The following is a 13,070-nucleotide window of genomic DNA, read 5'->3' as shown; positions in this document are numbered from 1 at the left end:
CTAAATTAAACCACAAGGTTAAAATTTAGCCACCAATTGTAACTAACTACTAACTTGGGAAGTTGAACTTATAACAAGCCATCGAGTAAGGTAAACAACCTCAAATTACACCTTTTCAGAGTGAGGCTTCCATGCAAATCAAAAGCTTAGCTTTCGCCTCGCTTTTTCTGGTTCCATTTATCGCACTTATCCCCGACAGGAATGGCACGGTACTTACTTTGATGCTGCTCGCCATGGGACTTCTGGCTTGGGCACAAAAAGGTTTTGCTCTTCCAACCCAAAAGGCTGCTCAACTCTTCTGTATCCTGCTGGCTGTCTACCCCTTAGCACTTCTGATTAACGTTTCTCAGTTATCGGTTCAAGAGCAAATAGAGCCTTTAACACAAACCTTGAGAGCTGGAACCTACCTGGCTCCTTTGGCTGGTGTCGCTCTCGTTCTAGGACTATCAGACCATAATCTTAGCTGGCGCCAGGTTACACTGGCATTCCCCGTAGCAGCCTCTATTTCGGGAGTAGTGGCAATTGTTCAACGGCTTGTGTTTTCAATTCATCGCGCGGAGGGGTTTACTAACGCTATCCTATTTGCCGATATATGCGTCATATTGGTTGCAGTTTCATTCGCCACCAAAGGGCTCTGGCCAATAAAAGAAAGACATCGAACACTTCTCATATGGCTGACTTCCGTTCTGGGTTTAGTGGCTATAGTGTCCTCAGGGTCTCGAGGTAGCTGGGTCGCGATACCGGTATTGGCTCTTATCCTGATTCATGCGCAATTTGCTCATCGCAAAAAGCCGCTCCGTCTGAGCCTTTTGGGGCTTATGGTTGCTTTGCCTGCCTGCTACCTCTTTCCAATGGTCAACCAACGTATCAATTTGGCCATCGTTGAAATACAAAGGTTTTTTGTTGAGGGGCATATCCACTCGTCTGTAGGCGCCCGACTTGAAGTTTGGCGAATTTCTTTGACAGAGCTATTCCCTCAAGCTCCCTGGTTTGGCGTTGGCGTTCATCAGTTTAAGCCCAGCCTGGCAAAACTTGCAGCAGAGGGGCGCATAGACGAGCGTTTTACTTGGATTAGCCACCCTCACAACGAATGGTTGTATGTAATAGTAGAGCAGGGTGTTTTTGGCTTTGTAGCGCTGGCCTCATTATACGGAGGTAGCTATTGGGTCATATCCAAAACGTTGATAAATCACCCCAGTGAATCTGAACTCAGATTAGCAACCCGGCTTTTGATTATTGGAATGCTCACCTTTGGCCTAACCGATGTCATGACAGGGAACCTGATTACGGCCACTTTTTTCTGTGCACTATTGGCCTGGTTGCAAATAGCCGCGTCAAAGCCAATGGCATCAAATGCGGATCAATTAAGAACGAACAAAGCATTCACTCACCCACCTCAAACTCTCACAGGTTCTAAGCGATATGCCAACTAGCAAGAATGCTCTTGGACGGGAAGGCGGCTCGATGATGAGAAGTTCTTTTTTTCCTATCTCACTCGCTGTTTTCTTAATTTCTTTGCTTCCCGTACTTCCCGACAGAAATGGAACACTACCACTTTTATTAATACTCATTTTCGGTTTGGCGAGCTTATTAACCTCGTCACCGACTGGCTTAAGTCGACTATCCATCAACTGGATCTTAGTTCTTTGCTCTTGGCCTTTGTGGGTGATAATCAACGCGATGACCTCAGGCCATACAGAGGCATTGTTTGAAGTCGATAAAAACCTGCGCAGTTTGGCTTACCTGGCTCCTGTTGCAGCAATGCCTTTACTTTGTTTAGCTCCCTCTTTGGCTCGAAAGTTAGCTGTTTGCCTTCCGCTCGCAGCAATATGCGCGGGCGTAGTCGCCATCTATCAAAAACTAGGGTTGGACATAGAACGCGCACACGGCGGTACTCATCCCATTTTGTTTGCTGATATGACGCTGATGCTGGTGGCGCTAAGCTGGGGCACTAGGGCTTTTTGGCCATTGACTGGCAAACTAAAAAACCTGCTTCTAATCGCTTCAACACTGCTGGGAATAATAGCCATCGTATTTTCCGGTAGTCGAGGAAGCTGGATCGCCTTGCCTGTTCTAGGCTTAATAGCTCTTCATCATCAATGGCGGGGCCAGCCTAAACGATTTACTCTCGCAGTTGTTATCATGATAGCCGTGACCCCTACCCTTTATCTGGTACCACAAGTCAAACAACGAGTAGATGTTGCCGTGACGCAGGCATCTGATTTTTATGCTGGTAAAGATTTTGGCAGTTCGGTCGCTGCTCGATTAAACGTATGGCATATCACCGCGCAACAGATGCTGCCAAAAGCTCCTTGGACCGGCTTTGGGTATCAAGGGTTCAAGCCTGAGCTGAAAGCAATGGCAAAGTCAGGTGAAATCAATCGCCGTTTTAACTGGATTAGCCACCCCCACAACGAGGTACTTCACCTTTGGGTTGAGCAAGGTTTGGTGGGCCTCAGCTTGATGCTCTCAATTTGGGTTCTAGCGTATCGGAGCATTGTGCGTACCGCCCGCCAAAACGAACATGCTGACTCAGTCATATTATCTCTTCGCTTTTTGGTCGGTGGACTCGCCGTTTACGGGTTAACAGACACGATGACAGGCAATTTGATTACGCACACCTTTTTTGCTGGCATGCTGGTCTGGATTTCGAGGATGGCCATAGATGCTGAAGGAAAACCAAATAGATGAAACATGCACTAAGAGTGCTTGTTGGTGACAACGCACGAAAACAGATAGCAAACAACGGATTCGCCGCCGATGATTTCAAGGTCCTGGTAGGCGCTAGCGGAGGCCCCAAGTGGTTTGTTCTCGCCCATATCGATCAGTTTCTGGCTGAAGACTATTTTAAGGACCGTCAAACCCCGCTACACCTTCTGGGCTCCAGTGCAGGTGCTTTTCGATTCAGCTGTTTGGCGCAACATAACGCCCCTGCGGTTACCCGTCGCTTTCTGGATGGCTATACACGGCTCACTTACCCAGAAAACGCCTCGACCAAACAGATAACTGAGATCAGTCAACAGTTGCTAGACCATGTCTTCGATGACACTAGCGTTGATCAAATCCTCAACCACCCCTACATGCGTTTAAACGTGATAGCCGCACGCGCAAAACATCTTAACGCCAGCGAGAGGCGCGCTATCCAAATGCTAGGGTTGGGGCTCACTGCATCTGCAAACATGGTAAGCAGGCGTTTTCTTGGCGGCTTTTTCGAAAGAACTATCTTTTATCATCCAAAAGATCAGGCTGATTTTCTCTCAGCTAAAGATTTACCAACACAACGAGTACAGCTTACTCAACAAAATCTGATCAGTGCGGTGATGGCAAGCGGATCGATTCCACTGGTAATGGAGGGTATTCGCAACATTAAAGGTGCACGTCCTGGCAACTATCGAGATGGCGGTATCACCGACTATCATTTCGATATGCCTTTCACTGAAAAGGGGCTGGTGCTTTATCCCCATTTCTCACATCGTACAATTCCAGGCTGGTTTGATAAAAGCCTACGCTGGCGAAAGCCAAGTCCTGAGAACTTCAGCAATGTCGTTTTACTTGCGCCAAGCGAAGACTTCATACGCCGATTACCCTACGGCAAGATTCCCGACCGAAAAGATTTTCAAGCGCTAGAAGATAAAGAGCGCCTCAAGGTTTGGCAAAGAGCCATTGCGGAAAGTGAGCTGTTGCGAGATGAGCTGGCAACATTGCTAAATTCACCAGACAAATTGCAAAATGTCATGGAACCGCTTTACTAATGCTTAGGGTCTGTTGACCTTTGTTGTTTGTTTTTGCAGCAATTTGTTAGTGATTTAGACGAGGCAGAGGCTATTCATTGAGTGGCCCTCAATGAATAGCCGATAACGACGCATAAATCGCCAACAAATGGTGCCCCCTCTTTTAAAGGAAGTGGGGTTCGTTGAAACACGTTCCGAGCTACGTCATTCACTACTTACTTAGATCGCTAAGCTACGTAGCTCATTTCTTGCTCAAAACGTGTTTCATTCGAACAAATTCCAAACACGAAAAGTCAACAAACCCTAATAAACGGAACAAATTAAAACAAAACCAATCGGATATCTGATTCATCATTTTGGGAGAAGCACGAATGGGCGAAATTCAGGTACATGGATTCGTATCCTTTACCTTGGCAATTATGCTGCTGTTTATCGGTAAAGTGGCACTGATGCGGAGTGAAACGCTGCGTAAGTTCAGCATTCCAGAGCCCGTAATTGGCGGCTTTCTCTGCGCCATAAGTGTTGGCCTGATTTATTGGCTTTTCAGCATAAAAATTGGCTTCACGCTGGATGTCGCTGATTGGCTACTGCTTTATTTCTTCGCTGGCATTGGTCTGAAGTCCGACATCAAAACCCTACTCTCAGGCGGCAAGCCACTGGTGATTTTAACCACCTTGGCTGCAGTTTACATTGTTCTGCAAAATGTCGTGGGTATCAGCGTGGCGCAGGTATTTGGCATGGATCCCAAGGCTGGGATGATGGCCGGCTCAATCTCCTTGATTGGTGGCGTGGGCACCACCGTCGCCTGGGCACCGACCTTTGTTGAAGACTTGGGGATCAATAACGCCGCAGAAATCGGTATCGCGGCAAATACCATCGGCCTCATCAGCGCCTGTTGTATTGGGGGACCGATTGCGGGATACCTGATTAAACGTCATAAATTGCAGACGGGTGAACACGGCACGCTAGACATCGGTGTCACCCATGATGCCAATCACACACCCGTTGATTACTACGGCATACTTTGGGCTTGGCTCTGGTTAAATATCTGTCTGATTATAGGGCACTTTTTAGACATGGGCCTAGCTGATGCAGGCGTTAATTTACCCAAGTTCGTTAGCTGCCTTATCGCAGGTATTATCATAAAGAACGGGCTTGCACCGTTGCTCCCTAAGCTTCGCTGGCCAGGACAAGAACAGGGGTTGTCTCTCATCTCCGATATTTGCCTAGGTATGTTCCTAACCATGGCGTTGATGAGCCTTCAGTTATGGGAACTTAAAGGCGCCCTAATGTTTTTGGGTTCAGTGATGACACTTCAAATCTTAATGTCAGTGCTATTCACCATCTTTATCGTGTTCAAGGTGATGGGCAAAGACTATGAAGCCAGCGTTATCTGCTCCGGTTTTGGTGGTATAACACTTGGCTCAACAGCCACAGCCATTGTGAATATGACCGCGGTAAGTCAGCAGCATGGTGCAGCGCACAGGGCATTTATTGTGGTGCCTTTGGTATGTGGTTTCTTTATCGACATCATCAATGCACTGGTCATCAACTTCTTCGTGACGTTTTAAGCCAAAGTAAAAGGGAGCTTGGCAGCTCCCTTTTTTCTTTTCGTTTTAACATTTTCAAAAGTCGACTAACGCTCGTCATTCCAAAGCCAAGCCGCTCCTCTGACGCCACTGGAATCCCCATGCACGTTCTTCAACACTGGCGTCGCGCATTCTCCACCAAACACATAGGCAGATAACCTATCGGGCAGGTTGTCGTATATCTGTGGAATGTTTGATACACCGCCCCCCAACACGATGACCTCTGGGTCTAGCAGATTGATCACCTGAGCCAAGCCTTTCGCCAGATATTCCAAATAGTTGTCGAATACAGCGGTGACGTCAGAGTCTTGACCAATATGCTGAGCAAGTTCATTAGTAGGTAGGTGCCGTTTGTTCGCACGAAAAAGCATTTGGGATAGCCCTGGCCCACTCAAGAATTGCTCTGCACAACCTTGCTTACCGCAATAACAGGGACCTACAGCTTCTCTCTCTTTATCACTTATCCACGGTAATGGGTTATGGCCCCACTCGCCTGCCACACCATTGGGTGTCGGTAGTAACTGTTGATTTACCCATACACCAGCACCAACCCCCGTTCCCAAAATCACGCCAAAAACACTGTTGAAACCTTTACCTGCACCATCGATGGCTTCGGAACAAGCGAAACAATCCGCGTCATTGCGAACCCTGACCTCCCTTTCCAAACGCTCACTCAGATCTTGCTGCAGAGGTTGCCCAATCAGCCAAGTGGAATTCGCGTTTTTCACCAACCCCGTGCGAGCAGAAACAGTTCCGGGGATCCCAACGCCAACCGTTCCCTCTTGGCCCAATTGGTGCTCAGCAGCCTTAACAAGCTGGCAAATGCCTTCCAAAGTCGCTTTGTAGTCTCCGCGAGAGGTTGATGTTCGCTCCCTCAAAAGAATGCGACCATCATCACTTAATGCAACAATCTCTGTTTTGGTACCACCAAGATCGATTCCAAGCCTGATTTTCCCTTTCACCGCACTGCGCCTCTGGTTCTGACCACTTTTTGTACACCGCTAACATCAGGTATTACCTAAATGTAACAAAAATATGGATAAATTTTATTCATTGTTTAGTTGACACGCTCAAGGATTGCTTTAGTATCAGATTTGCGCTCGGATGCGCAGTTACATTATTTGTTACGTTAGATGCCAAGTCTGTAGACTCCTGTCCTGACACTCGTCTTGTGTTCAACTAGTGAACTTCGCAAACAAGCGGTAAGCCAAATTTGGCACTGTTAATTAATGTTCTAGGATAGATTTATGTCTACTGTTACTGGCACTGTAAAGTGGTTCAACTCTGACAAGGGTTTTGGTTTCATCCAGCAGGAAAATGGCCCGGACGTTTTCGTTCACTTCCGCGCTATCACCGGCACTGGTTTCAAAACTCTTGAAGAAGGCCAGAAGGTTGAGTTCAGCGTAACTCAAGGTCAAAAGGGTCCACAGGCCGAAAACGTAACTGTACTATAAAGCGGCATCCGCTGATTTAGTAAAAGAAGCCGGTGAGCTATTTGCTACCGGCTTTTATTTTGCCTGAAATTCGGTTACACACTGCACAGTCGGTTGATGACCCATTCCATCACGCCATCAATCCTCGCATCATGACGCCAGATAAGATCACTGGGTAATTCCCATTCAGGTGGATCTAACTTGGTTGTCAGTACAGCGAGCTTGCCCTGAGCTATCCCATCCTTTGCGGCAAAGGCTGGCACAATCGTCCAACCCACACCTGCCTTAGCTAACTCGACAGCCCCCCAAATACTGCTGACCCGCCAGCACAGAGGTGACAATTGCCATGGCGAGTTCTCTTGAATGGTGCCACTCACCAATACCTGTCGATAGCGAGCGAGTGCAATGGTATCCAATGTTCCCAACTCAGTTAACGCATGACCCGTTTCTACAATCACTACCATCTTGGTCGCACCCAAGCGCGCAAATGCAAGATCGTCATATACATCAGACATTTGTACCGTCAATCCAATATCAGCTCGGCCCTCACGCACCATGGTCGCCACATCTTTTAAAACTGGATGACATATTTCAACAGAGAGGTGAGGGAAGGTTTGAGACAACGCCAGCATCGACGGATCGAAACGCCCATCCAATGCCATCTCATCCGCTGCAATGACCAACTTTTCGCGTTGATATTCCTGCAAAGATTTGGCGACGCCCGACAGATGATCTGCCTGTTGCAGTAAAAATTTAGCCTGCTCAACAACGGCCTCTCCGGCTGGCGTCAACGTCGGGTAGCGGCCAGAGCGATCAAACAAGATGATATCCAGATCGATTTCCAGGTTTTGAATATGATGGCTCAATACCGACTGCGCCTTACCCAAATGTCTGGCAGCGGCAGAGAAAGAGCCTTTTTCGACAACAATCAACAGCGCTCTTAACTGGTCTAGTGTGAAGCGGTTTTGTTCCATACAGAAAAACCCGTACCATCTATTTTTTAGATACTATCTAACTTTATACATCAATAAATAGGCATAGTATAACGCCCTGAATAGGAGGCTTGCTATGCGCACACAATCGGATCGAATTCGTCATACTTTGGGTTATCAACTGGGATCTATTGGTGTTGTCATGCCCATGGTAAGTTACTTTACCGGGCACCCAATGTGGGCGCTGGGAGTATTGGCAGTCGTATTTGCTACTCTGTGTGCCAGCTGGAACTATCTGTTTACCGGTTGGTTTGATCGCCGACTGGCGCGCTCAGGCAGACTTAAGAGCAAAACACTGAAAGACCGGTGCCTGCACGCCATAGGCATTGAGTTGGGTATTTTGTGGATGACGACTCCACTGATCGCTTGGTGGCTATCCCTTGGGCTCTGGCATGCCTTGACCATGGATATCGCGTTGGTTGCGCTCTATATGGTTTATACCCTGCTATACAACTGGCTGTACGACAAATTGTTCCCAATTAAGCCGCAGGGCATTGAGATTGAGGGCGCCCATCATCCGTAGATGGGCGACAGGTGCTGGACTCTGAGTTGCAGGCTGATGTTGCCACGAAATTCGTTAACATCCAGCTGATAGGCAACCAATACTTTTCTCACTCCGGGGTCTGGCCAAACACTGGTATCAACATTAAACGCAATGGCATCGATTGCGGTCTGCCCATTGTCTGGCGATAAAACCATCTTCAGATGTTTACCACCAACAATTCGCTGTTGCAGTAACCAGAACTCTCCATCGAACATCGGCTCTGGAAAAGCCTGTCCCCATGGCCCCGCTTCACGCAATTGGTATGCCGTATCTAGCGTCAGTTCGTGTAACCCCAGTGCACCATCACTGAGAATAACATTGCTTAGATCATCTTCACTGAGCTGTTCGGCAATGGCTGATTCAAATGCCTGCTTAAACAATTCGTATGCGCCACGCTGAATACTTAGCCCTGCAGCCATGGCATGGCCACCAAACTTGATAATCAAACCAGGATGACGTGTATCGATAAGATCCAGTAGGTCACGCATATGCAGCCCCGGAATAGAGCGCGCGGATCCTTTTAGTTCTCCATCACCAGCATCTGCGAATGCCAATACCGGACGGTAATAGCGCTCCTTAATCCTGGAAGCCAGGATACCAATCACTCCCTGATGCCAGTCTGGCTGAAACAGGCACAAGCCCATTGGCATCTGGTTCTCAGCCAGCTCCAGCGACTCAAGTGACTTCAGCGCCTCCTGCTCCATCCCCTGCTCGATCTCGCGCCGACTTCGATTCAAGGTATCCAACTCTTCCGCCATCTCTTTGGCGCGATAAGGATCGTCACAGAGCAGACAGTTTATGCCCAGCGCCATATCATCCAAACGGCCCGCGGCATTTAGTCTCGGGCCCAGTGCAAAACCAAGATCGGTCGCTGTCATTTGTCGTTGGTTTCGCTGGGAAACGTCCACCAGAGCCTGGATCCCGGGGCGACATCGGCCACTGCGGATCCGCTGTAGCCCTTGATGCACCAAGATCCGATTGTTGTGATCCAGCGGTACCACATCAGCCACAGTGCCTAAAGCAACGATATCTAACCAATCAGCCAGGTTGGGCTCAGCTATCTGACGTTTATTGAACCAGTCATTCTGCCTAAGTGTGGTGCGCAAGGCTGATAGCAGATAAAACGCAACACCAACTCCCGCCATGGCTTTACTCGGAAAACCACAACCCGGCTGATTTGGGTTTACGATAGCGTCGGCAGCAGGCAGTTCATCACCAGGCAGGTGATGATCCGTGACCAACACTCTCATACCCAGAGCTTTAGCAGCCTCGACGCCGGCAATACTAGAAATACCATTATCTACCGTGATAATCAGCTCTGCTCCCTGCTGGTGAGCCAGGTTAGCGATCTCCGGGCTGAGGCCATAACCATAATCAAAGCGGTTAGGCACCAGAAAGTCGACATCAGCGGACCCCATGGCACGCAGTGCGAGCACACAGAGCGCGCTGGAGGTGGCTCCATCAGCGTCAAAGTCACCAACAATCAGCAATTTCTGGCGTTTGTCCAACGCATCAACCAACAGGGCTATTGCCTGATCCAAGCCCTTTAACTGCTGTGGCTTGGCCAGATGATTAGTTTGTCTTTGCAGTTGTTGGGACGAGTTAATCTGACGGCTCGCGTATATGCGCTGCAGCAAAGGAGAGAGGCTGGGATCAATAACGCCGACCTCAGGAACAGGTCGGCGCTCTATGCGAATAGACACCTGAATTTAGTTTTGGCTTAAGGTCATCAGTAACTGTTTTGGTGGCAGATAACCGCCAAGCATTTCACCGTTAGGGCGAATGATCGCTGGCGTGCCTCTTACACCAAATACGCCACCCATTTTGTAGTGTTGCTCAATGGGATCTTTACATGAAGACTTCTTCAAAGAACGTCCCGCCTTAGCGTCAGTCATAGCTTGCAAGGGGTCATCGGCACACCAAACCGAAGCAATGGTATCACCACTAGGAGAGTTTGGACCAGAACGGGGGTAAGCAAGGTAGCGCACCGTAATACCAAGGTCGTTGTACTCTTTCATCTGGCTGTGCAGCTTACGACAGTAGCCACAATCAATGTCGGTAAAAATGGTTACAGTGAACTTTTCATCCTTCGCTTTATAAACCAACATTGAATCTTCAACTTCTTGCAGACGCTTCAAACGCTCACCCGCCATCGCTTTTTCGGTCAGATCTCGGGGACGCTCAGTAATGTCATACAACTTACCCTGGATCAGATAGCTGCCATCGGCACTAATGTAAAACACGCCCATATCTGTTAAGGCCTGAAAATACCCTTGAATGGGTGATGGTGTAATACTGATAACTTCTGCATTAATCAATGCGTTGAGCTTGTCTGCCAGTTTTTGTTGCTCTGCAGGAAACTTATCAGTGGCTTCCGACGCCGTAGAAAAGACCAGATAACTGGTAGTCATTAAACCTGCGACGGCCAAAACCAGCCACCCAAAAACCTTCTTAACTGTCATCACTACAACCTGTTGCGTTTAGATATTGATTAGACCGTCAAAGCGAGAAAAAAATTCTTTACTATGGGTACCGCTACACTGGCCCCTTTGACGACATCAAGACACTTGATGAATCGCGCATCATAACGCTGACGCGCCGACGAAACCAGCAGCAAGGTTATGCTCTTGGATGATGCTCACTATGCAATGACTTAAGGCGCTCCCTGGCAACCTGTGTATAGATCTGAGTAGTTGATAGATCACTATGTCCTAACAGCATCTGCACCACTCGCAGATCCGCACCATGATTGAGCAAATGAGTGGCAAACGCATGGCGGAGTGTATGTGGAGACAGCTCGACACTAATTCCAGCAATCGACGCATATTTTTTAATTCGATGCCAAAAGGTCTGCCGTGTCATGGGGTTTCCGTACCGACCAGGAAAAACCACATCACTGTCCTGATATGTGCCCAACAATTCACCTCTGCCATTGCGAAGGTATTGTTGCATCCACTCAAGGGCCTCTTCGCCAAGCGGTACCAACCTCTCTTTGTTACCCTTGCCCTGGACCCTGACTAACCCCTGCCGTAGTGAGATTTCAGATAACCTCAGGTTGACCAGTTCAGATACCCTTAGCCCAGAGGCATAAAGCACCTCGAGCATCGCCCTGTCCCGCCAACCAATCGCCTCACTCAGGTCTGGCGCATCGAGCAATGCATCGACATCCTGTTCTGTGAGTGTCTTTGGCAGGCTTGCGGGAAGCTTAGGCCCTTCAATTAAGGCGGTTGGGTCGGCCTCAGTCCAATGACTGCGACGTGCAAACTTGTAGAAATGTTTCAAGGTACTGAGCAGACGGGCGTTACTTCTTGCTGTCAGGCCCGACTCCAGCCTGTGTCCTAGGTACTGCTGAATGGTCAGGTGCTCAATACTTAGTGGACAGAGCTTGTCTTTGGCCAACCACGCAAACCAATGATTCAAATCCGTGCCGTAAGCTGCAATGGTGTTTTTACTAAGCCCCTGCTCCAGAAGCAGGTAATCCCGGAATTCTCTGGCATATCGGGTCATCTCTGGTGTCAATGAAACGGCCTTACTCAAAATCAGATGGCTCCTTCATGTTTCAGCAACCAGCTTTTCACATCTATAAGCGCTCCATCTGTCGCACCGGCGAAGCCACCGATGCCTGTTTTCGACACAATGCGATGACATGGCACGATCCAAGGCAGTGGGTTACGCCGACAGGCGCCTCCAACCGCGCGAGCGGCGCTGCCCAACCTATCGGCCAGTTCGCTGTAACTCTGGACGCTGCCTACAGGGATTTCGCTGAGAGCCTGCCAGACCCGCAATTGAAATCGAGTGCCTTGTGGAGCCAGCGGAAGATCAAACCGAAAACCAGAAGACTCAAGGTAGGCGGTAAGTTGCGCCTTTACCTCATGGGTTAGATGAGTTGGCTGAACATCAACATCAACTTGAGGAAGATAGCTGAGTTTGTGCACCAAATGACCATCGTCGTAAATCGCTACTTGTCCGAATGGCGCCTTAAAATAGCCGGAAGGGCGAGCAAAGGGTGGTGCAATATCTGCGGGCATAGTCACTCAAGTTAGCAGAAGGTCCGGATGGTTTGATAACATTGTCGGCTAGTTAAGGTAAAGAGATATATCAAAGAAGCCTCAGATGAAAATTGGTCTCTTCTATGGCTCAAGCACCTGCTACACAGAGATGGCAGCGGAGAAGATCCGCGACCAACTGGGCGCAGACTGGGTCGATTTACACAACATAAAAGATACGCCACTGAGTGAAGCTGCCAACTACGACATCCTTATTTTTGGGATAAGTACCTGGGACTACGGCGAACTACAGGAAGATTGGGAAGCCAACTGGAGTGATATCGATACTATCGACCTTTCAGGCAAGATCATAGCCATCTACGGCATGGGAGATCAGGAAGGTTATGGAGAGTGGTTTGTCGATGCCATGGGCATGTTACATGATGCAATTTTACCGCAGGCACCCACCCTGATAGGCTACTGGCCAAATGACGGCAGCTACCAATTTCAGGGATCAAAAGCGTTGATTGCTGATGGGGAGTATTTCGTTGGATTGCCACTGGATGATGAAACCCAATATGAGCTTAGTGATGGACGTATCAGCAAGTGGTGCGCACAGCTGCTTTCAGAGCTAGAACAGCTTGGTAGCGACTAACTGTCAAAGACTGCAATAAAGGCAACACAAAAAAGCCAGCGTAATGCTGGCTTTTTAATTGTCACCTCTAAACCACCTCCTATGGAGGTGGTGATCGGCAATTCGGGGCTCTGCCCGTAGAGAGCCCATGCTACAAACAC

At 48.6% G+C, this 13,070-nt stretch carries 13 protein-coding genes; 7 read left to right on the top strand and 6 right to left on the bottom strand.

Translation table 11 applies throughout. The annotated features are described in order from the left end of the window. Nucleotides 1-131 precede the first annotated feature (131 nt). The 4 genes from ABEA14_RS14070 (at nucleotide 132) to gltS (ending at nucleotide 5,302) form a co-directional block, all read left to right on the top strand. Nucleotides 132-1,433: an O-antigen ligase family protein gene (locus tag ABEA14_RS14070; protein WP_345340670.1), complete on the top strand. Its 1,302-nt coding sequence runs from the start codon at nucleotides 132-134 to the stop codon at nucleotides 1,431-1,433. 247 nt (nucleotides 1,434-1,680) lie between these two features. Further along, nucleotides 1,681-2,691, top strand: coding sequence for an O-antigen ligase family protein (locus ABEA14_RS14065; RefSeq protein WP_345340669.1), 1,011 nt, complete (start codon nucleotides 1,681-1,683; stop codon nucleotides 2,689-2,691). After that, complete coding sequence (locus tag ABEA14_RS14060; RefSeq protein ID WP_345340668.1) at nucleotides 2,688-3,752, top strand: patatin-like phospholipase domain-containing protein; 1,065 nt, start codon at nucleotides 2,688-2,690, stop codon at nucleotides 3,750-3,752. The genes ABEA14_RS14065 and ABEA14_RS14060 overlap by 4 nt, the downstream gene beginning before the upstream one ends. A gap of 350 nt (nucleotides 3,753-4,102) precedes the next feature. After that, nucleotides 4,103-5,302: a sodium/glutamate symporter gene (gene gltS / locus ABEA14_RS14055; RefSeq protein WP_345340667.1), complete on the top strand. Its 1,200-nt coding sequence runs from the start codon at nucleotides 4,103-4,105 to the stop codon at nucleotides 5,300-5,302. A gap of 65 nt (nucleotides 5,303-5,367) precedes the next feature. Here gltS and ABEA14_RS14050 read toward each other — a convergent pair whose 3' ends face one another. Then, on the bottom strand, nucleotides 5,368-6,282 hold the full coding sequence (locus tag ABEA14_RS14050) for an ROK family protein (RefSeq protein ID WP_345340666.1): 915 nt from the start codon (nucleotides 6,280-6,282) through the stop codon (nucleotides 5,368-5,370). A gap of 285 nt (nucleotides 6,283-6,567) precedes the next feature. Between ABEA14_RS14050 and cspE the strand changes: the two genes are divergently transcribed. Beyond that, nucleotides 6,568-6,774 carry a transcription antiterminator/RNA stability regulator CspE gene (cspE, locus tag ABEA14_RS14045; protein ID WP_345340665.1) on the top strand — a complete coding sequence of 69 codons (207 nt, stop codon included), beginning with the start codon at nucleotides 6,568-6,570 and terminating at the stop codon, nucleotides 6,772-6,774. Nucleotides 6,775-6,848: 74 nt separating this feature from the next. Here the strand turns inward: cspE and ABEA14_RS14040 are convergent, their stop codons facing one another. After that, nucleotides 6,849-7,727, bottom strand: a complete 879-nt coding sequence (locus ABEA14_RS14040) for a LysR family transcriptional regulator (RefSeq protein WP_345340664.1) — start codon at nucleotides 7,725-7,727, stop codon at nucleotides 6,849-6,851. A 94-nt stretch (nucleotides 7,728-7,821) separates the two neighbouring features. Here ABEA14_RS14040 and ABEA14_RS14035 point away from each other — a divergent pair, with 94 nt between their 5' ends. Beyond that, nucleotides 7,822-8,268: a PACE efflux transporter gene (locus tag ABEA14_RS14035; protein ID WP_345340663.1), complete on the top strand. Its 447-nt coding sequence runs from the start codon at nucleotides 7,822-7,824 to the stop codon at nucleotides 8,266-8,268. On the opposite strand, the gene recJ is transcribed toward ABEA14_RS14035, so the two are convergent. The 4 genes from recJ to ABEA14_RS14015 form a co-directional block, all read right to left on the bottom strand. After that, the gene (gene recJ / locus ABEA14_RS14030; protein WP_345340662.1) at nucleotides 8,259-9,992 is read right to left on the bottom strand and encodes a single-stranded-DNA-specific exonuclease RecJ; all 1,734 of its coding nucleotides are present in this window, start codon (nucleotides 9,990-9,992) and stop codon (nucleotides 8,259-8,261) included. The two genes, ABEA14_RS14035 and recJ, sit on opposite strands and share 10 nt — an antisense overlap. Nucleotides 9,993-9,998: 6 nt before the next feature. Next, a complete protein-coding gene (dsbC, locus tag ABEA14_RS14025) occupies nucleotides 9,999-10,700 on the bottom strand; it encodes a bifunctional protein-disulfide isomerase/oxidoreductase DsbC (protein WP_377776211.1) in 702 nt (233 codons plus the stop codon). Between the two features lie 208 nt (nucleotides 10,701-10,908). Beyond that, a complete protein-coding gene (gene xerD, locus ABEA14_RS14020; RefSeq protein ID WP_345340791.1) occupies nucleotides 10,909-11,796 on the bottom strand; it encodes a site-specific tyrosine recombinase XerD in 888 nt (295 codons plus the stop codon). Nucleotides 11,797-11,828: 32 nt separating this feature from the next. Next, nucleotides 11,829-12,317, bottom strand: a complete 489-nt coding sequence (locus ABEA14_RS14015) for a methylated-DNA--[protein]-cysteine S-methyltransferase (protein WP_345340660.1) — start codon at nucleotides 12,315-12,317, stop codon at nucleotides 11,829-11,831. 85 nt (nucleotides 12,318-12,402) lie between these two features. On the opposite strand from ABEA14_RS14015, the gene fldB reads away from it, so the two are divergent. Continuing rightward, a complete protein-coding gene (gene fldB / locus ABEA14_RS14010) occupies nucleotides 12,403-12,930 on the top strand; it encodes a flavodoxin FldB (protein ID WP_345340659.1) in 528 nt (175 codons plus the stop codon). The last annotated feature ends 140 nt before the right edge of the window (nucleotides 12,931-13,070 follow it).

Origin of the sequence: Corallincola platygyrae, assembly GCF_039544265.1 — a bacterium.
GTDB lineage: Bacteria > Pseudomonadota > Gammaproteobacteria > Enterobacterales > Neiellaceae > Corallincola > Corallincola platygyrae.
This window is presented reverse-complemented; position numbering and strand designations above follow the sequence as displayed.

What these genes read in the sequence shown, in the direction of transcription:
- ABEA14_RS14070 (WP_345340670.1), top strand. Translation starts at nt 132, where the DNA reads ATGCAAATCAAAAGCTTAGCTTTCGCCTCGCTTTTTCTGGTTCCATTT.
- ABEA14_RS14065 (WP_345340669.1), top strand. Translation starts at nt 1,681, where the DNA reads ATGACCTCAGGCCATACAGAGGCATTGTTTGAAGTCGATAAAAACCTG.
- ABEA14_RS14060 (WP_345340668.1), top strand. Translation starts at nt 2,688, where the DNA reads ATGAAACATGCACTAAGAGTGCTTGTTGGTGACAACGCACGAAAACAG.
- gltS (WP_345340667.1), top strand. Translation starts at nt 4,103, where the DNA reads ATGGGCGAAATTCAGGTACATGGATTCGTATCCTTTACCTTGGCAATT.
- cspE (WP_345340665.1), top strand. Translation starts at nt 6,568, where the DNA reads ATGTCTACTGTTACTGGCACTGTAAAGTGGTTCAACTCTGACAAGGGT.
- ABEA14_RS14040 (WP_345340664.1), bottom strand. Translation starts at nt 7,727, where the DNA reads ATGGAACAAAACCGCTTCACACTAGACCAGTTAAGAGCGCTGTTGATT.
- ABEA14_RS14035 (WP_345340663.1), top strand. Translation starts at nt 7,822, where the DNA reads ATGCGCACACAATCGGATCGAATTCGTCATACTTTGGGTTATCAACTG.
- dsbC (WP_377776211.1), bottom strand. Translation starts at nt 10,700, where the DNA reads ATGACTACCAGTTATCTGGTCTTTTCTACGGCGTCGGAAGCCACTGAT.
- xerD (WP_345340791.1), bottom strand. Translation starts at nt 11,796, where the DNA reads ATGACCCGATATGCCAGAGAATTCCGGGATTACCTGCTTCTGGAGCAG.
- ABEA14_RS14015 (WP_345340660.1), bottom strand. Translation starts at nt 12,317, where the DNA reads ATGCCCGCAGATATTGCACCACCCTTTGCTCGCCCTTCCGGCTATTTT.
- fldB (WP_345340659.1), top strand. Translation starts at nt 12,403, where the DNA reads ATGAAAATTGGTCTCTTCTATGGCTCAAGCACCTGCTACACAGAGATG.